The sequence below is a fragment of the Pseudomonas sp. A34-9 genome (assembly GCF_029543085.1).
Lineage (GTDB): Bacteria > Pseudomonadota > Gammaproteobacteria > Pseudomonadales > Pseudomonadaceae > Aquipseudomonas.
Genome location: NZ_CP119967.1, coordinates 3,585,945 through 3,600,385, shown reverse-complemented (window position 1 = coordinate 3,600,385; position 14,441 = coordinate 3,585,945). Strand labels below are relative to the sequence as shown.

24 protein-coding genes, 1 tRNA gene and 1 pseudogene are annotated in these 14,441 nt (G+C 51.8%); 13 read left to right on the top strand and 13 right to left on the bottom strand.

Going from position 1 to position 14,441, the window contains the following annotated elements:
• The first annotated feature begins 148 nt into the window (after positions 1-148).
• On the top strand, positions 149-1,255 hold the full coding sequence (locus tag P3G59_RS15935) for a hypothetical protein (RefSeq protein ID WP_277758004.1): 1,107 nt from the start codon (positions 149-151) through the stop codon (positions 1,253-1,255).
• A 113-nt stretch (positions 1,256-1,368) separates the two neighbouring features.
• On the opposite strand, the pseudogene P3G59_RS29475 reads toward P3G59_RS15935, so the two are convergent.
• Positions 1,369-1,498: pseudogene (locus P3G59_RS29475) on the bottom strand (Nin-like protein); the annotation flags it as partial.
• Between the two features lie 74 nt (positions 1,499-1,572).
• Here P3G59_RS29475 and P3G59_RS15930 point away from each other — a divergent pair.
• The 4 genes from P3G59_RS15930 (at position 1,573) to P3G59_RS15915 (ending at position 3,606) form a co-directional block, all read left to right on the top strand.
• Positions 1,573-1,761 carry a hypothetical protein gene (locus P3G59_RS15930; protein WP_277758003.1) on the top strand — a complete coding sequence of 63 codons (189 nt, stop codon included), beginning with the start codon at positions 1,573-1,575 and terminating at the stop codon, positions 1,759-1,761.
• A gap of 76 nt (positions 1,762-1,837) precedes the next feature.
• Positions 1,838-2,362 (top strand): hypothetical protein, encoded by a 525-nt coding sequence (locus tag P3G59_RS15925; RefSeq protein WP_277758002.1) that lies wholly within the window; start codon positions 1,838-1,840, stop codon positions 2,360-2,362.
• Positions 2,363-2,458: 96 nt separating this feature from the next.
• Positions 2,459-2,734, top strand: coding sequence for a hypothetical protein (locus P3G59_RS15920; protein ID WP_277758001.1), 276 nt, complete (start codon positions 2,459-2,461; stop codon positions 2,732-2,734).
• A 56-nt stretch (positions 2,735-2,790) separates the two neighbouring features.
• Entirely contained in the window at positions 2,791-3,606 is an 816-nt protein-coding gene (locus P3G59_RS15915) for a DUF2971 domain-containing protein (protein ID WP_277758000.1), read from the top strand.
• Here the strand turns inward: P3G59_RS15915 and P3G59_RS15910 are convergent.
• The 5 genes from P3G59_RS15910 to P3G59_RS15890 form a co-directional block, all read right to left on the bottom strand.
• Complete coding sequence (locus P3G59_RS15910) at positions 3,603-3,926, bottom strand: hypothetical protein (protein ID WP_277757999.1); 324 nt, start codon at positions 3,924-3,926, stop codon at positions 3,603-3,605. The two genes, P3G59_RS15915 and P3G59_RS15910, sit on opposite strands and share 4 nt — an antisense overlap.
• 72 nt (positions 3,927-3,998) lie before the next feature.
• Positions 3,999-4,310, bottom strand: a complete 312-nt coding sequence (locus P3G59_RS15905; protein ID WP_277757998.1) for a hypothetical protein — start codon at positions 4,308-4,310, stop codon at positions 3,999-4,001.
• Positions 4,307-4,582: a hypothetical protein gene (locus tag P3G59_RS15900; RefSeq protein WP_277757997.1), complete on the bottom strand. Its 276-nt coding sequence runs from the start codon at positions 4,580-4,582 to the stop codon at positions 4,307-4,309. The genes P3G59_RS15905 and P3G59_RS15900 overlap by 4 nt, the downstream gene beginning before the upstream one ends.
• A 158-nt stretch (positions 4,583-4,740) precedes the next feature.
• The gene (locus P3G59_RS15895; RefSeq protein WP_277757996.1) at positions 4,741-4,914 is read right to left on the bottom strand and encodes a hypothetical protein; all 174 of its coding nucleotides are present in this window, start codon (positions 4,912-4,914) and stop codon (positions 4,741-4,743) included.
• Between the two features lie 16 nt (positions 4,915-4,930).
• Entirely contained in the window at positions 4,931-5,077 is a 147-nt protein-coding gene (locus tag P3G59_RS15890) for a hypothetical protein (protein WP_277757995.1), read from the bottom strand.
• A gap of 11 nt (positions 5,078-5,088) precedes the next feature.
• Here P3G59_RS15890 and P3G59_RS15885 point away from each other — a divergent pair, with 11 nt between their 5' ends.
• Positions 5,089-5,298, top strand: coding sequence for a hypothetical protein (locus tag P3G59_RS15885; protein ID WP_277757994.1), 210 nt, complete (start codon positions 5,089-5,091; stop codon positions 5,296-5,298).
• Positions 5,299-5,348: 50 nt separating this feature from the next.
• Here P3G59_RS15885 and P3G59_RS15880 read toward each other — a convergent pair whose 3' ends face one another.
• The gene (locus P3G59_RS15880; protein WP_277757993.1) at positions 5,349-5,510 is read right to left on the bottom strand and encodes a hypothetical protein; all 162 of its coding nucleotides are present in this window, start codon (positions 5,508-5,510) and stop codon (positions 5,349-5,351) included.
• Between P3G59_RS15880 and P3G59_RS15875 the strand changes: the two genes are divergently transcribed.
• From P3G59_RS15875 to P3G59_RS15865, 3 genes are all read left to right on the top strand, one after another.
• A complete protein-coding gene (locus tag P3G59_RS15875; RefSeq protein WP_277757992.1) occupies positions 5,509-5,868 on the top strand; it encodes an antiterminator Q family protein in 360 nt (119 codons plus the stop codon). The two genes, P3G59_RS15880 and P3G59_RS15875, sit on opposite strands and share 2 nt — an antisense overlap.
• A 185-nt stretch (positions 5,869-6,053) precedes the next feature.
• On the top strand, positions 6,054-7,121 hold the full coding sequence (locus P3G59_RS15870; protein ID WP_277757991.1) for a hypothetical protein: 1,068 nt from the start codon (positions 6,054-6,056) through the stop codon (positions 7,119-7,121).
• A 286-nt stretch (positions 7,122-7,407) separates the two neighbouring features.
• Positions 7,408-7,728 (top strand): phage holin family protein, encoded by a 321-nt coding sequence (locus P3G59_RS15865; RefSeq protein WP_258449127.1) that lies wholly within the window; start codon positions 7,408-7,410, stop codon positions 7,726-7,728.
• 187 nt (positions 7,729-7,915) lie between these two features.
• Here P3G59_RS15865 and P3G59_RS15860 read toward each other — a convergent pair whose 3' ends face one another.
• Positions 7,916-8,365, bottom strand: a complete 450-nt coding sequence (locus P3G59_RS15860) for a hypothetical protein (RefSeq protein WP_277757990.1) — start codon at positions 8,363-8,365, stop codon at positions 7,916-7,918.
• Positions 8,366-8,672: 307 nt separating this feature from the next.
• On the opposite strand from P3G59_RS15860, the gene P3G59_RS15855 reads away from it, so the two are divergent.
• Positions 8,673-9,104: a VOC family protein gene (locus P3G59_RS15855; protein ID WP_277757989.1), complete on the top strand. Its 432-nt coding sequence runs from the start codon at positions 8,673-8,675 to the stop codon at positions 9,102-9,104.
• A gap of 114 nt (positions 9,105-9,218) precedes the next feature.
• On the opposite strand, the gene P3G59_RS15850 is transcribed toward P3G59_RS15855, so the two are convergent.
• The 3 genes from P3G59_RS15850 to P3G59_RS15840 all read right to left on the bottom strand — a co-directional run bounded on the left by P3G59_RS15850 (position 9,219) and on the right by P3G59_RS15840 (position 9,966).
• The gene (locus P3G59_RS15850; RefSeq protein WP_092280466.1) at positions 9,219-9,404 is read right to left on the bottom strand and encodes a hypothetical protein; all 186 of its coding nucleotides are present in this window, start codon (positions 9,402-9,404) and stop codon (positions 9,219-9,221) included.
• 64 nt (positions 9,405-9,468) lie between these two features.
• Complete coding sequence (locus P3G59_RS15845) at positions 9,469-9,678, bottom strand: hypothetical protein (protein WP_277757988.1); 210 nt, start codon at positions 9,676-9,678, stop codon at positions 9,469-9,471.
• 200 nt (positions 9,679-9,878) lie between these two features.
• Positions 9,879-9,966, bottom strand: a tRNA-Ser gene (locus P3G59_RS15840).
• Positions 9,967-10,088: 122 nt separating this feature from the next.
• Here P3G59_RS15840 and P3G59_RS15835 point away from each other — a divergent pair.
• Positions 10,089-10,760, top strand: coding sequence for a Bax inhibitor-1/YccA family protein (locus tag P3G59_RS15835; RefSeq protein ID WP_053120677.1), 672 nt, complete (start codon positions 10,089-10,091; stop codon positions 10,758-10,760).
• 428 nt (positions 10,761-11,188) lie between these two features.
• Positions 11,189-12,541, top strand: a complete 1,353-nt coding sequence (locus tag P3G59_RS15830; protein WP_277757987.1) for a hypothetical protein — start codon at positions 11,189-11,191, stop codon at positions 12,539-12,541.
• Positions 12,542-12,584: 43 nt separating this feature from the next.
• Here the strand turns inward: P3G59_RS15830 and P3G59_RS15825 are convergent, their stop codons facing one another.
• Positions 12,585-12,902 carry a YceK/YidQ family lipoprotein gene (locus tag P3G59_RS15825; protein ID WP_277757986.1) on the bottom strand — a complete coding sequence of 106 codons (318 nt, stop codon included), beginning with the start codon at positions 12,900-12,902 and terminating at the stop codon, positions 12,585-12,587.
• Positions 12,903-12,958: 56 nt separating this feature from the next.
• The gene (locus P3G59_RS15820; RefSeq protein ID WP_277757985.1) at positions 12,959-13,396 is read right to left on the bottom strand and encodes an Lrp/AsnC family transcriptional regulator; all 438 of its coding nucleotides are present in this window, start codon (positions 13,394-13,396) and stop codon (positions 12,959-12,961) included.
• A 149-nt stretch (positions 13,397-13,545) separates the two neighbouring features.
• Between P3G59_RS15820 and P3G59_RS15815 the strand changes: the two genes are divergently transcribed.
• The gene (locus tag P3G59_RS15815) at positions 13,546-14,439 is read left to right on the top strand and encodes a DMT family transporter (protein ID WP_277757984.1); all 894 of its coding nucleotides are present in this window, start codon (positions 13,546-13,548) and stop codon (positions 14,437-14,439) included.
• Positions 14,440-14,441 lie beyond the last annotated feature (2 nt).

Genomic DNA, 14,441 nt, shown 5'->3' with positions numbered 1-14,441 from the left:
AGTTATATGAGAGTCGGTACGACAGACTAATAACGCGAGACATACCTTCGACGGCTACACAGCTTTAGAATGTGAACTTCGTGGGTAAGTTGCGTGGTGTTAGTGAAGAATAAACATGGCGTAGTTTTGATTGTATTTAAGGGTTTTTATGTCGGAAGATTCAAGTGTTAATGAGCTTAAGGAACGGGCTGATGTATATTTTCGAGATGAGGAAATGCAGCGTGGCTTGTCTAATGTGGTGCAAAAACTGATTTCGGATTATAGCGGCGATAACGGTTTTTTGGTTGCGGGTGATTATGTATTGCGCTTTCTTGTTATTGCCTTGGGTAGTATGAGAAATAACGCAAAGATGTTCGATGGGGCATGTGCCTTTAATATTGAAATAATTGGTAGTGAATTTAGAGATTTAGTTGCCACAATTGATTTGTCAAAGGACTCTCAGGTCGAGCTGTTAGCGGCTCTTGCATATAGATTTGTTACGGAATTTCAAGTGGTATTTCCCGGGGAAGTTTCTGCAGAACTTGCTATAAGTGCTAGTGATGTGCGCTCCGCGACCTTTAACTCTAATGCGAGTAGTCATATAGATTATGCACAGCACTCCATGCTGATTGCTGTTCTTAGAAAATACCTTCATCACGACAGAATAGTTTCAATAAAGAATTTGCCGACACTGCTGGACCGCGCTGAACGAGTCAGAACTGATAGCGAGGAAAGCCTAAATAAAAGAGTAGGAAAGGTCAAACATCTTGAGGAGGCTCTAGATAAGATCAAAATTCGATCCGACTTTGTCGAGCTGGCTGAAGGGTTCGCCTCGATGCGATTTAAGAAGGAAATAGAAAAGCATTTCAATTTTTTTAGTTTGATTTTATTAGCTGTGCTATTGGTTTCTCCTGCTGCGCTGAAGGTGTATTTTTATTACTCAAAGATAGATATACCGCAGATTGATATTTATACCGCAGTTTCTATCGGTGCTCTGGAGTTGATATTTGTTTATTTCTTTAGGGTGGCTCTGCATAACTTTAGAGCCGTGAAGGCTCAAATACTTCAGCTAGATCTTAGGGTTGCTCTTCTGCAGTTTATTCAAAGTTATGCGAAGTTTGCAAAGGGCGAGAGGGCTTCCGGTGAGGCAACTTTCGATAAGTTTGAGCAGCTTATATTTAGTGGTTTGGTCAGTGGAGAAAAAGACTTGCCGTCAACTTTTGATGGGTTGGATGGGGTCGCAAAAATTATTGATAAGCTGAGGCCGCCAAAATAATATCGTGCTGGTTTGGTAGCGATCCTCGAAAGATTTTCGCTACTAATGATTTCGTCTGAGACGTTAGCGAGCTCCGCTTAGGATATAACAATGGATGTTTGGAAGCAGTTGCTGTTGGCGAAGGTGACGACCAAATTGCTCAGGTCATCGTTGTTGTCCAGCACCTGACGCAGCATGAAGGGCGCTGGTCCGGCCGTCTGAAAAACTCACGACGGTCGTCCCTGATATTTTATAAGGCGACATGGGATCCTCGCCGGTTGGCGTGATTCGTTGAAGTGGGGTATTTATCTGAAATCTCACACTGGCAGGAGGCCGACATGAGGTTGCAGAGCGATGTAGATGCACTAGCGGCTATCGAAGAGGACGCTAAAGCGATGCTTAAACGGATAGGGCTGCTGGACGACGCAGTGAAGCTGGAGGTGGTCGTGTTCCTTCGCGAGGTGATCGATCTGGCCAGCTATATGGAGTCGAAGCATCGGCTGGTTGAAGCGCCGAGCATCGTCTGAGCTCAGCCTTGCTGGCAAATTGCCGCCCATTGCGGTATTTGTGTTCGGTCAGGCATGCGGCCGGAGAGGGCGAGCGATGAGTTGGGAGTGTGTCTCGTATTGGATTGAGCATCACCCGGGATTGGCTTCTTGGGTGCAAGCAATTGGATCAATTGGCGCGATAATCGCTGCTGGCTATTTTCCAATTGCGCACGAGAAGGCGCGGGAGAAGCGTGATCGTCGCAATGTTCTCAGGTCATTAAGTTACTTGGCCGATCCACTTGAAAGGTTTATGAAGATGCTTAGTAGAGCTCTTCTGGAAGTGGACTACCAAAACAGATGGTTAGCTGGAGATGAGTCTCGGGAGCTAGGAATTCTTGGAAAATCTCTTAACGAAATACCTGCAAACATGGTTGTTGCATTTGAGATCACGTTGCTCACAGATCTAAAGTTTGCGTATGAGTATGCTGCTGAAATTGACCAGTATCTTCGAGTAACGAAATCCACTGATCTAAGCGCATTGCCCGACAATCTTGGCTATCACAACGGTTGCGAAAACTGTATTTCTAAAATAGAAGTTGTAAAAGAAACTCTTGTAGGCTTGATACAATCTAATAGATAAACAACCTTACACTGCCCTCCGTGATCGGTGGTAGCAGTTTGGTTTGGATTGGGGTATTACGGGTGACCGGAATGGAACCGGGTTATGGAGATAGATATGTCACAAGACGATGATTTTGCTGGTGAGGATCACGCTGGTCTTTTCAGGCGCTGGACTGACTGTCCCAAGGACTTTGCAAATACACCCCCGTCGATTGCTTCACGGGCACATCAAAAGTTGTTTGCCGATAACGTACACATTGAAGCTCATAAGCTGTTGAGTTATATGCGCGGAGGGCAAAAAATTCCCACGAAAGATTTTCGCGCGATTCAGGCTGTATACATGTGCGAGTTTTTTTCTGATCATCGCTCAGTTCAAGATGGTAATTACTAAATCATTGAGTCAGGTTTAGTATAGCTACAACCAAACTCCAAATCTCTGAGGGAACGATGAGCAGATATATTTACCGATATAAGTATCTTCCGGATATGGTCGGTATCAAAGGCGTTGTTCAGGGCGGCACCATAAAGTTTACACATCCCAGCGCGTTCAATGATCCGTTTGACTGTATGCCGTCTAGTAAGTTTGGCACTTTTACCAATCTTAAGCATCTCAACCCTCGCCTGTATGACGCGTGGTCCGCCCAATCCGGTAGCCCCGCTCAGCGATTGATGGGGATGGAGCAGTCTAAGCGCATACTGCGCGCGAAAATTGAAAGCGGAGAATTGCTGCAGCGGCTTCTTGAGCAAGCGTCGGTTCTATCTCTTTCTAAAATTCCTGACAGTATTTTAATGTGGTCACATTATGCTGACTTTCATCGCGGAGCTGTAGTAGAGTTCAAGATTCCAATTAGCAATAGATTGATCCGTCTCAGCGAAGCTTACCGAGACTTGGTTGCATTTGATGTGGACTATACTGATTCTCGGCCTACTTTGGAATATAACGGTGCCGTAGTTGATGGCTCGGAAATACTTCGGCAGTTATTTTTGGCGAAGTCCCAGCACTGGGCTTATGAACAAGAGAGTAGGGTGATAAAGCGGCTAGGTGGCTCCGGAATTTTTGACTACAATCATGATCTTTTACATTCGGTGATAGTTGGGGCGAAATCCAGTAGCTACTACGAGATTAAAGATTGCGTGACTGCTGCTTCAGTTTCATTAGGCAAGAAAGTAGAGATTTTTAAAGCAAAATTTGATCCGTCTTCCTACGCAATCAAAATTCCTGGTTTTCACAAAAAGAAAGATATACCTCAGCTTGTTGGCTAAATTGGCAACAACACTTCGTCGTCGGGATCACGCTTCAGTTCCGCCAAGCTTTGATTTCTGAAATCACGCGCCACACTTTCGCTAATCACGACTTCGTGGCGCGATTTCAAAGCATCGCGCGCAGCTTCAGGCCCAAGCGAATGAACATACCGAAGGCAGCCCTCAATGACCGAGGCCTGTTCAGTATCCTCGTTCCAGGCCATGAGCTCTTCCAGCTTCTGCCGTGTTCCGAGCCGGCACCGGTGCCGCAGCTCCTTCTCGTCGAACTCGATCCGTTTCAGCGCGGCCTTCGCCGATCGCTCTTTTCCAGTCTTGGCCATGGCTTACCTCTTCAATTCTGCTGGACGGCAAGTGCAGCCAGGTCTGTCGTTTGCTTTGTTGGGGTCTTCGTTTCATGAGACTTTGAATTTGATCTTGTTCTCGCTTGCTATGAGCAGAACGCGTTTGTGACTGATCTTCAGCTCGTTGCAGGCTTGGTAGAGTGATGCGCCGCTGTCGGCCAGTCGCTTCAGCTCCGGCGCGATCTTGTCTCGTTTGGCGCGCAGCTTGTCACCGTGCGCGGTGCCGAAGGTCAGTTCGCGCTCACCAGAAACCCCTGGCTCGACGTGTTGAACCTCACGGCCGACGCCGAAGAACTGTTCCAGCGCTCGGTTCAGGTGGGCGGTGATCTGATCGCGCGGATCTGGGATTGGAGTACCGATCAATGTAGACCTTCCGCCAGGCGGTTGGCCTGCTTCTCGAACGCGATCGCTATGTTCACTGCTACCTGATAGTTGAAGCGAAAGGCCTTGGTCTTTCCGGTGACCAGATCAACGATGTGGTAGGCATTGCCGACCGACTTCACCTGGAAGCGCACTTTCTTATCCGGCGCTGCCAGACCAGCAAGGCGGGCGAATTCTCCACGGGCTGCGTGAGAACGAACAAACAAGGCGTTGAGAACTTCCCGGCGCTGTTGCATCGGTGGTTGCGGTTGCATGGCTGATCTCTCGGTGGTGGGGTTGCGTGTATTCGTCAGCACTCGGCGCCGCCTGCTGGTTGCCGTTGGGCGCAGAGGAGAGTGCTGACGGATAAAGGCGGGCGAAGAAAAGGCCCAACTGGACGGGAGGGCCTTTTGGTGTTTCCGATGCAGTGACCTCAGGTGGCGAGATTTTTGGCGGGATCGTTCAGCGCCAGAACGCGGTGACCCCCGGCGGTACATCGCCATCGCTTGCGGTGTGCACATTGCGGATTTGTTGGAAGCGCGATAGAGGAGGGCGGTTCTGGCCGCACATGATCCAGCGCTGCGCCGATCAGGATGATCAGAAGCATGTGATTCTCCGATGAATCAGAGTTGGTTCAGGGCGTAGCCGTCGGCGCCATATGCTTTGGTAAGTAGATCGTTGATCTGATGAAGCGAATAGGCGATTCTGCCATGGCCGCGCGGCCCTTTGTAGATGTACATTCCACCCTTCACTTCGTAGGTAAATTGCACGGGAGCACTCCATGGTTGGGACAATCGAACCGCGTTTCGGCGCGGAGGTTTACGTATCGGAAGCTGGCAAAGCCTGTATCAGGCAGAACCAAGGCGTTGAGCACGAGCTGGTGCTGATATTTGATGACGATGAGGTTGATGCTTTGATCGACCTGCTGAAAGGTGCCAAGGCTGAGATCGCAGAAGACCGCCGCGTTCTTGAAGAAAACGAAAGCCAATAACTTCGCTTTTCATCCCGCTGCACCCTGTCGCCAAGGTGAAGCAGCGATGATCATTCGGCCTGAAGAGTTTCGATACCCGCCCGGTAAGCGGCAGCGTTTCTACGATTATTCGCGACGTCTTCGAACTGGCCTTCACGTTCTTGGATCACGGCGTTCTGTTCGTTATTGGTCGCCTGTTGCTCGAGTAGGGCGATTGTCGCTTCGTGCTTCATGGTCGATTACCTGTACCTACTCGAGCAATGGGGTTGGTGGCGAATGGATGGAAGGGGGTTGCCTAGTTATACATCACCGACGTTGGCGCTCATGCGCATAGCGGGGGTGCAAACATCAGTCAGCAAAAATTACTGCATTACTGATGATTGGGCCGTTGCTATCGACAATGCAGTGGCAAGGCTCACTCACCGAGATCAACAGATGGGCGACGTTCTTTGGCTGTACTTCGGTGAAAAGTGGGCAATGGTAAGAGTGGGAAAACACTTTGGGATCAGCGAGGGAAAAGCAAGAGAATTGGTCAGGGCTGGATCAGCTTGGGTGGACTGCGCCATAGATGACAAACGTCAGGTAGCCTAAATAGCTTGACACCGTCGCTTTTTCCAACAAAATTCACACCTAAAGAGATAGGGAGCTTTCCAAAAACATGGAAGAATTATCAATTCCCCCTTATTGCAGTGTGATTGCGTAGTAATGTTGTTGCTCGCGTCATGGCTGCTTCTATTTGTTAAATAACTATCTGGTTTTTTGGGGGGTGGATGGGTATGAAGTTAAGGATTTCTGATGCTAATACAATAAAGCGCATGGTATTTATGGTTGGTGTGCTAAATGGTATAGTTGCTTTTTTGCTGTTCTTCTCCGAGATTTTCAATAAGCAGTTTTATATACTCACGGGTATAGATACTTATGGTAGTGGTTTGCCGGTCGCTCTTTTAATAACTTCTGGTTTGGCGTTCTCCTTCGTTTATTTGCAGTCAGGTGGAACTAGGGTTAGCTCTGATCATTCTATTGCATCGCTAAGCGACGCGTCGCTCACTAAAGCGAGCAAGATGTTTGAGGTGCTTGAGCGTCGCAGTCGTGAAGTTGCGGAAAGATTTGATCTGTTGGATAAAAAGCTGGGGGATGCAGAATCGGCTAGAGTCTTGACCGATGCTGAAAGAGAGAAAGTGGTTGAGGGCGCCATTTCCTTTGCTAGTTCTGACGCCATGAAAGAGGTTTTCGAAAGGGAGGCGAGCCGATTTGAGCAGGGGCTTAAAGATAATTTAGGTCTTGAGCGCTTAACGTTATCGTCTAGGGGCAGTATAGAGCGCTTAAAACGAGAGATATCTGACTTGCGCTTGCGATCCAACACTAATCTTCTTCTTGGAATGGCAATTACTGCCGGTGGATTGTGGTTGCTATGGTCTACAGTTTCCATGGTGGATGCTTCTGAGTTATTGAAGGCTTTAGCTTCAGAAGGTGCTGAGTCGAACTCAAAGTTTCTAAAAAATTTGATCTTGCCTATAGTGCCTCGTGTCTTATTGGTGCTATTTGTTGAGGTGTTTGCCTATTTCTTTTTGCGCTTATATAGAAATGGCCTTTCCGAAATTAAGTACTTTCAGAATGAGCTGACTAACGTTGAGTCTAAATTGGCGGCCATTGAATTTGCGTATGTAACTAAAAATCAAGCAGCGTTGAAAACAGCTATTGAGGCTCTTTCTAGAACCGAGCGGAATTTCGTACTAGAGAAGGGGCAGACAACAGTAGAACTGGAAAAGGCTAAGTCGGACTCCGAGTTGACGCGAAATATTGTGAGAACAATCCCCAAAATGTTTGAGAGAAATAATAAATAAGATTTAATGACTTTATCATTAAGCTATGACTAACATTGAATATTTCTCCAGCATTGGGCAAGGATGAAAATGGCTTTTCCGCGCGGAAACGATGTGTTTTTATAGCAACGTGGACTGCTGTGAACGCAGCGAGACACTTTCAAAAAAACGACCAATGAGTCGATTTTTTGTACCCATTACAAGCCCCGCCATTGAGCGGGGCTTTTTCGTTTTCGGCCCCATGCCTGCCTCTTTGCTCTGCGCGGATGACAGTGACATGGAGGCCGAACCTATTTGAGGACTACAGATGAGCACGGAGCAACAAGCTCTCGCGGATGTGCCCCTTTGGCTTTTGATCTTACTGAGCATGGCGGGCCTGTCGGGGGAAATGCTGAGGGCGTCAGGTAGTGACCTTGGTCTCCGGCAGATCCTGCAACGGGTAGCTTTGCGGTTTCTCGCATCCGGTCTACTGGGTATGGCCACGCTGCTGCTCGCAATGGCGCTCTGGAACAACCTGTACCTCGCCGCCGGACTGGGCATTGTCATTGCGGTGATTGGTGCCGATGTAGCCGGCGGTTTGTACACCCGGTTCTTGGCAAAGAAGGCAGGTATTCAAGTCGATGAGTAGGTCGCTGACAATCAAATACTCCAAGGAGATCGGCCAATGCAGGTCCGCGTGATAGGCGATGACGGGAAGGAGTTGTGGGTCAAAGGTGAGACCCAACCTGGAGCTGACATCGCCGGGGACCCTGGGGTTATCCGAAGGGTACGGGGTCGGAAACCCGCGGGAAAGCGTTAGCCACAGGGTTGGAAAGTTAGTTGACAGCGGTTGACAGGTTGACAAGGAATGCCGGGTTTTCAGCGACAGAGTTCGCATGATCCAAACAGTGGTTTTTAGTGGGGTCCCCCCCCGGTTCTATTGGGCTGTAGGCGTTTTCATGCCTGTTCAATTTCTTGAACAGCAGCCCCTGTGCAATGGCCAGAAGGCTTCCGGTGTCGACCTGCACGACGCCATAGGTCGACGCTCCGCGGTACTGGCCAGATGAGTCCTGCAACTCCTCAACGGCGTGCCAGTAGGCAGCGTCCGCCATCTCGTTCAGTTCGAACTGCTCGAGCTGATTGATCAATCCCTCAGAGCACAGCGCAGACGCCATCTCGCGGAGCGTTTCCCGATGTCCCTCGGGGTTTTGCATGCGGAAGTCTTGGTCATCGAGAGTTGCGCGCCATTGCTGGAGCCTCAGAGATTTGGCCTGGTCGAAATTCATGAAAACGGGTTCACTGTACAAAAGCTGTATGTATGTACAGTAATCGAGGTCCGGCCGTAGAGCGAGCAAGAAGCGACGAGCTGCGATTGAAGTCGGCTATCGACCATTAACTGGCATCTGTAAACGGTCGTAACCGGCCATAAGCCGCCATTCAACTCGACTCGATAATACTCAGCCGACCGTGCATCATGATGCTCGCCACCTTCTCCCATGGCGCCGTGCCAGAAGAGCACAGCCTGATTTCGCGAATCAGATTTTTACACTGCTCACCCCCGGCGATTGAGCCGATTGAAATGGAAGTCATCTCATGTTCGAACGTAGCAAACTGGTTCCAGAGTTAATGGTCACTGACCTGGATAGCAGTTTGGCCTTTTGGGTTTCTTGCCTGGGACTTGAAGTGGCTTATCAACGGCCAGAAGACGGATTCGCTTACCTCGACTTGAACGGTGCGCAAGTAATGCTTGAGCAGGCTGACCCGGACGCAGGCCAATGGCTAACTGCCCACCTGACCAAGCCGTTTGGAAGAGGAATCAACCTCCAGATTGACGTTGTGGCTGTCGGCCCGATCATCCAAAAACTTGGTCTGGCTGGATTTCCACTCTATCGAGAATGCAAAGACACCTGGTATCGGGCTAACAATGTAGAAGTCGGTCAGCGCGAATTCATCGTCCAGGATCCCGATGGCTATCTCGTAAGGTTGGTAGAGCGTTTGGGAGAGCGCCCGGTTTGTTCAATTTGAACTCAGGCTAAGGCGATCGTCCGTTTAGGGTCGTTTTTAGCCGGTCGCTGAGGCAGCGACCGGCCAAGAGCTACCGTTTGAGAAATGCAGTTTCTGAACATTACAAACATTAACTCACGGGCCACTGGTATAGATGAGCACAGCTATGAATGCTGCGAATGGAGATAGCAGAATCAGTCCACCGACGACAACTGCCCAGCCCCAGGCAAAACCACTCTCACCCTTGAAACGGCCGCCACTCAGCAAGCCCAACACAAACACGCCAATTCGATGAGCTATCAAATCGATAATGAAGTCCATTGGCCCTTTCTCCTTGCCGGTTTTCCATGAGACGTCAGAATCGTCCGCTTTTGGCCGATAGCGGTCATTCGGGTGTCATCAAAACCGCAAGCGTCATCTTGATGAATTCCTCGTTCTTGTCGATTGCCCAAAGGGCGCCCCGGACGTTCTCGGCGACATCGGCCGACCCTCGCTGCTCAACCCAATTCGATAGCTCCATGATGGCGGCTTCGAGGGCGAGTTGGTTTTCGTTGATCTTGAAGAGCAGGGAAGGGGGCAGGTCTGAGTTGGGCATTTTGGTTTCCTTGGTAGCCAAAGAACCAGCGTAGCACCGTGTTACATGAAGAGTTTTTTAGCGATCGGCAGGACGCCGGAGAGGGGGGAGTTTTGTAACGCGTTGCAAAAAGTTTTGTAACGCTTCGGAAAAAGCCGCAAAAATCTCAGATCCCAGAAACGACAAAGCCCTGAATAATCAGGGCTTTGTCAGTACAAATATGGCGGAGGCGATGGGATTCGAACTCATGGACCTGTTACAGTCGACGGTTTTCAAGACCGTTGCCTTAAACCACTCGGCCACACCTCCGTTGCGTTGCGGGCGCCATAATACCTGAATGAAACACACTGTCAAACTCTCTGCATGGCTTGTTACAGAGCGTCTGTTATGATCTTTGCGACTGAACGTTTCAAACCAACAGGAGTGTCGCCATGCGCGAACAGGATTACGCAGTTAATAACGGCGTGCAGGCTGAGCAGCTAGAGGTTAGCCGCGTCCTGCGCAACACATATGGTTTACTCGCTCTCACCCTCGCATTCAGTGGTGTGATGGCTTTCGTGGCTCAGCAGATGCGTGTTGGCTACCCGAACATTTTCGTGGTGCTGATCGGCTTCTACGGGTTGTTCTTCCTCACCAACAAACTCCGTGATTCCGCGTGGGGCCTGGTGTCTGCGTTCGCGCTGACCGGTTTCATGGGTTTCCTGCTCGGCCCGATCCTCAACCGTTACCTGGGCATGCAGGGCGGCGCTGAAGTGGTCAGCTCCGCGTTTGCGATGACTGCACTGGTGTTCGGTGGTCTGTCGGCCTACGTGCTGATCACCCGCAAGGACATGAGCTTCCTCGGTGGCTTTATCACCGCCGGTTTCTTCGTGTTGCTGGGTGCAACGCTGGCGAGCTTCTTCTTCCAGATCAGCGGCCTGCAACTGGCGATCAGCGCAGGTTTCGTGCTGTTCTCGTCGGTGTGCATTCTGTTCCAGACCAGTGCCATCATTCATGGCGGCGAGCGTAACTACATCATGGCGACCATCAGCCTGTATGTATCGATCTACAACCTGTTCATCAGCTTGTTGCAGATCTTCGGCATCATGAGCCGCGACGACTGATCACAGCCGCCGTTTAAACAAAAAACCCGCTTCGGCGGGTTTTTTGTCGCCTGTGAAAAAGGGTAGTGGCCTTTTACCCATAAAATGATCTGAAAATAATGGCACCTTTTTGGAAATGGCCTACACCTAAGAACAAGGAAGAACAGCCCGTCTGATCGACAGGAGTCGGTATGCAGAATCCCTCGCGTCACCCGTGCGCCCTTGACGTTTCCCTATCGTTGCATGTGATCGCCAGGCCTTGCGGCCGGGTTTGATTGTGTTCGTTCGTCCAATGGAACTGGAGGTGCCTGATCCAAAAAACCACTCAATCGTGACCGCCGCCCGGCTATCGAACCGGGAAACTGATATCAACAAAAATAATGGAGGCCCTGCTGGGCGGGCATGTCCCGAGCCAGAACAGGCGTTGTCCCAAGACAAGGAGATCATCGATGAACCAGCCCCAAGGAAAACTGGCGGCACTGGCCGTGACGACCGCGCTGTTCAGCGCTTCGACAATTGCCGGTGTCTATCCCGACTTCGGTTACCAACCGCCTTCCAGTCAGTATTCTGGCCCGTTGTTTCAACTCAGCCAGAGTTACCCGGTCACGCCGCCTCAAGTGCCGCTGCCTGAATTCTTCAAGAAGTTGCCGACCAAGCCGAACAACGACTTTGAAACCTGGCGCGGCTATCTGGAGGACGTGAAGGACTATTGCCTTGAAGGCAACGTCGAGGTTGACTGGAATGTGCAGAAGAACAAGGTGCGCCAGTGGTATCACATGCCGTGGCAGCATTACGGGCCATTGGGGCGCGAAGGTATTCACGGTCTGACCAAGGAAGCGCAGATTCAGGTCAAGCAACTGGCCTCGACGCAAACAGCCACCGGCCAGACGTATGCGGTAGGCATTTACAACGACATCGGTGCCTACACCATCGGCGAGGTCTGGAAAGATCCGAACAACCCGGACCCGAGCTTTACCTCCCAGCCCAAGAGCTTCCCCAACGGCACCGTCGTGTGCAAAGCGCTGTTCGCCGATATTGATCGCAGCACCGTGCCGTTCCTGGTCAATCCGGTTCTGTGGAAAGGCTATATCACCGAAACTTTCACCTCAGCCAATCGCAAGGTCAAAGACGTCGCCCTGATCCAGATGGACATCGCCGTGCGCGATACGCGCATGAGCGATACCGGCTGGATTTTCGGTACGTTCCAGTACAACGGCGAGAAAACCGGTAAACCCGGTTGGGACAACCTGGTGCCGGTGGGGATCATGTGGGGCAACGATCCGAAGGAAACCGGCAATGATTTCACCAACCCGCAGCCGACCGTCACCAAGATCAACACGGCGCTGCAACAGACGGCCATCAACGCCAATACCAAGGAGCTGCCACCGACTCACCTGGGCTGGAACGGTCGCCTCAATGGTCCGGTGGACAACCCCAACAGTTCCTGCCTGAGCTGCCACGCCACCGCCGAGAGCCCGCAAGTGGCGATCATGAACCCGACATTCCAGGCGAACGCGCCGAAGCCGGGCACGCCGGAATGGATGAAGTGGTTCCAGAATATTCCCGCCGGCCATCCGTTCACGCCCGGTACCAAGAGCACCGACTACAGCCTGCAACTGTCGGGTGGGCTGATTAATTACTACGAGTGGAAGTGCGACATGAGCGGGATCTACGCTGACGGCAAGAATGCTTGCGCGAAAGTGCAGAACCTGAAGTTGAAGATGCTCAAGGCCGGCGATGATACGTCGCAGCCGCAGCAGAAAGTGATCCGTGACCCAAGCCTGCAACAACTGCTCGAGTAAACCGCAGCAGCCTCCGGATGCCTTGGTGTCCGGAGGCTTTCAATCAGTTGATGACGATGCTGCCATCGGTCTGTTGCTTATAAATCGTGTAGGGCAGCAGCAACGTGTCGAGTACCCCTGATGCCACGGCATCAATTGCCCAGCCAGGAAGCGCATTGTTGTAGGCGTTGCCTTGGCCAATTGGCGCATGCAGATTACAGAAATCGTACATCACGCCGCTGTAGATCCGGGGCACAGCCCCGCAATAGGATTTGTTCTTTTTCAAATCGTCCACGGCCACCTGATCGCTACGCGCGACGGTCTGCACCGTCCCGCACCCGCCAAGCATCACCGCCGTCAACATCATTGCCTGAATTCTCATACCGCCAATCCTTCGCCGGAAACCTTCAATCTACGCTGAACGTCATAAAAACGCATTCAAGCCATCGGCGGCAAACGGCGCTTGACCGGGGTTTTCTTGACGATCGCCGTATTGGTTTCGGCCAACGTATTGAGACGGTCGAGCAGGGTGTCCAGTTGCTCCATCGAGCGCACGTGCAGGCGGGCGATAAAGCAGTCCTCCCCGGTGACCTTGTCGCACTCGGTGAATTCCGGGATCGACAGAATCTGCCGCTCCACTTCCTGCAACTGTCCCGGCAGCGGACGTACCCGGACGATGGCCTGCAATTGATAGCCGAAGCACTTGGGGTCGATCTCGACGGTATAGCCCGTGAGGACGCCACGCTCTTCCAGCCGTCGCAAACGTTCGGCGACACTGGGAGAGGACAGGCCGCTGATTTGTGCCAGCGCCTTGAGTGAGCGCCGCGAATCCTCCATCAACGCGCTGATGAGGATCTGGTCGATGTCGTCAGTCATAAGCCAACTCCCGTATTAGGCGATTACTGAAAACCACCCTCGATAAAAAAGGCAGAAACCGAGTTTAGCCTGCTTTTTGCGCTGGAGTGAGCGTGTCTCGGCTTGGCATACTTTTGCCACGCTTTCGACACTCGCTAAGGAGATTGATGATGGACACAACCCTCCGTCGCGGCTCATTTGAAATGACCGCCGCCATGCTGATATCCGGGACGATCGGCTGGTTTGTGCTGGTGTCCGGGCAACCCGTGCTGGACGTGGTGTTCTGGCGTTGTGTGTTCGGTGCCGGCACTTTGCTGTTGATCTGCGCGGCGTTCGGCTTTCTGCGTCCGGGCATTTTGAGCAGAACGACGTTCTTGCTGGCGGTGCTCAGCGGGGTGGCGATTGTCGGCAACTGGCTGCTGTTGTTCGCCTCGTACTCGCGGGCTTCGATTGCCATCGGCACAGCGGTCTACAACGTGCAGCCGTTCATGCTGGTCGGCCTGGCCGCGTTGTTCCTTGGCGAGAAAATCACCGTGCAGAAGCTGTTCTGGCTGGCGATTTCGTTTATGGGCATGCTGGCAATCGTCAGCGCACATGGCACGCAGGGCGGCAGCGGTGACGATTATTTGCTGGGGATTGCTTTGGCGTTGGGCGCGGCGTTTCTGTATGCGATTGCCGCGCTGATCATCAAGCGTCTGAGCGGTACGCCGCCGCATCTGATCGCGCTGATTCAGGTATGCACCGGGATTTTGCTGTTGGCGCCGTTTGCGCACTTCGATGCGCTGCCGCAGGCACCCAGCGCCTGGGCCAGTCTGGTCACACTGGGCATCGTCCACACCGGATTGATGTACGTGTTGTTGTACGGCGCGATTCAGAAACTGCCGACCGCGTTGACCGGGGCACTGTCATTCATCTACCCGATTGCGGCGATTTTCGTCGACTGGTTCGCCTTCGGTCATCGCCTGGAAATCCTGCAATGGGTGGGCGTCGCGGCGATCCTGTTGGCGGCGGCCGGCATGCAACAGGGCTGGGGCCTGAAGGCCCGGCGACTGGCCGCGCAGTAACG

What these genes read in the sequence shown, in the direction of transcription:
- P3G59_RS15860 (WP_277757990.1), bottom strand. Translation starts at nt 8,365, where the DNA reads ATGAATTTCGACCAGGCCAAATCTCTGAGGCTCCAGCAATGGCGCGCA.
- P3G59_RS15900 (WP_277757997.1), bottom strand. Translation starts at nt 4,582, where the DNA reads ATGCAACCGCAACCACCGATGCAACAGCGCCGGGAAGTTCTCAACGCC.
- P3G59_RS15895 (WP_277757996.1), bottom strand. Translation starts at nt 4,914, where the DNA reads ATGCTTCTGATCATCCTGATCGGCGCAGCGCTGGATCATGTGCGGCCA.
- P3G59_RS15925 (WP_277758002.1), top strand. Translation starts at nt 1,838, where the DNA reads ATGAGTTGGGAGTGTGTCTCGTATTGGATTGAGCATCACCCGGGATTG.
- P3G59_RS15885 (WP_277757994.1), top strand. Translation starts at nt 5,089, where the DNA reads ATGGTTGGGACAATCGAACCGCGTTTCGGCGCGGAGGTTTACGTATCG.
- P3G59_RS15850 (WP_092280466.1), bottom strand. Translation starts at nt 9,404, where the DNA reads ATGGACTTCATTATCGATTTGATAGCTCATCGAATTGGCGTGTTTGTG.
- P3G59_RS15910 (WP_277757999.1), bottom strand. Translation starts at nt 3,926, where the DNA reads ATGGCCAAGACTGGAAAAGAGCGATCGGCGAAGGCCGCGCTGAAACGG.
- P3G59_RS15845 (WP_277757988.1), bottom strand. Translation starts at nt 9,678, where the DNA reads ATGCCCAACTCAGACCTGCCCCCTTCCCTGCTCTTCAAGATCAACGAA.
- P3G59_RS15880 (WP_277757993.1), bottom strand. Translation starts at nt 5,510, where the DNA reads ATGAAGCACGAAGCGACAATCGCCCTACTCGAGCAACAGGCGACCAAT.
- P3G59_RS15855 (WP_277757989.1), top strand. Translation starts at nt 8,673, where the DNA reads ATGTTCGAACGTAGCAAACTGGTTCCAGAGTTAATGGTCACTGACCTG.
- P3G59_RS15835 (WP_053120677.1), top strand. Translation starts at nt 10,089, where the DNA reads ATGCGCGAACAGGATTACGCAGTTAATAACGGCGTGCAGGCTGAGCAG.
- P3G59_RS15815 (WP_277757984.1), top strand. Translation starts at nt 13,546, where the DNA reads ATGGACACAACCCTCCGTCGCGGCTCATTTGAAATGACCGCCGCCATG.
- P3G59_RS15865 (WP_258449127.1), top strand. Translation starts at nt 7,408, where the DNA reads ATGAGCACGGAGCAACAAGCTCTCGCGGATGTGCCCCTTTGGCTTTTG.
- P3G59_RS15915 (WP_277758000.1), top strand. Translation starts at nt 2,791, where the DNA reads ATGAGCAGATATATTTACCGATATAAGTATCTTCCGGATATGGTCGGT.
- P3G59_RS15870 (WP_277757991.1), top strand. Translation starts at nt 6,054, where the DNA reads ATGAAGTTAAGGATTTCTGATGCTAATACAATAAAGCGCATGGTATTT.
- P3G59_RS15920 (WP_277758001.1), top strand. Translation starts at nt 2,459, where the DNA reads ATGTCACAAGACGATGATTTTGCTGGTGAGGATCACGCTGGTCTTTTC.
- P3G59_RS15930 (WP_277758003.1), top strand. Translation starts at nt 1,573, where the DNA reads ATGAGGTTGCAGAGCGATGTAGATGCACTAGCGGCTATCGAAGAGGAC.
- P3G59_RS15825 (WP_277757986.1), bottom strand. Translation starts at nt 12,902, where the DNA reads ATGAGAATTCAGGCAATGATGTTGACGGCGGTGATGCTTGGCGGGTGC.
- P3G59_RS15830 (WP_277757987.1), top strand. Translation starts at nt 11,189, where the DNA reads ATGAACCAGCCCCAAGGAAAACTGGCGGCACTGGCCGTGACGACCGCG.
- P3G59_RS15935 (WP_277758004.1), top strand. Translation starts at nt 149, where the DNA reads ATGTCGGAAGATTCAAGTGTTAATGAGCTTAAGGAACGGGCTGATGTA.
- P3G59_RS15875 (WP_277757992.1), top strand. Translation starts at nt 5,509, where the DNA reads ATGGTCGATTACCTGTACCTACTCGAGCAATGGGGTTGGTGGCGAATG.
- P3G59_RS15820 (WP_277757985.1), bottom strand. Translation starts at nt 13,396, where the DNA reads ATGACTGACGACATCGACCAGATCCTCATCAGCGCGTTGATGGAGGAT.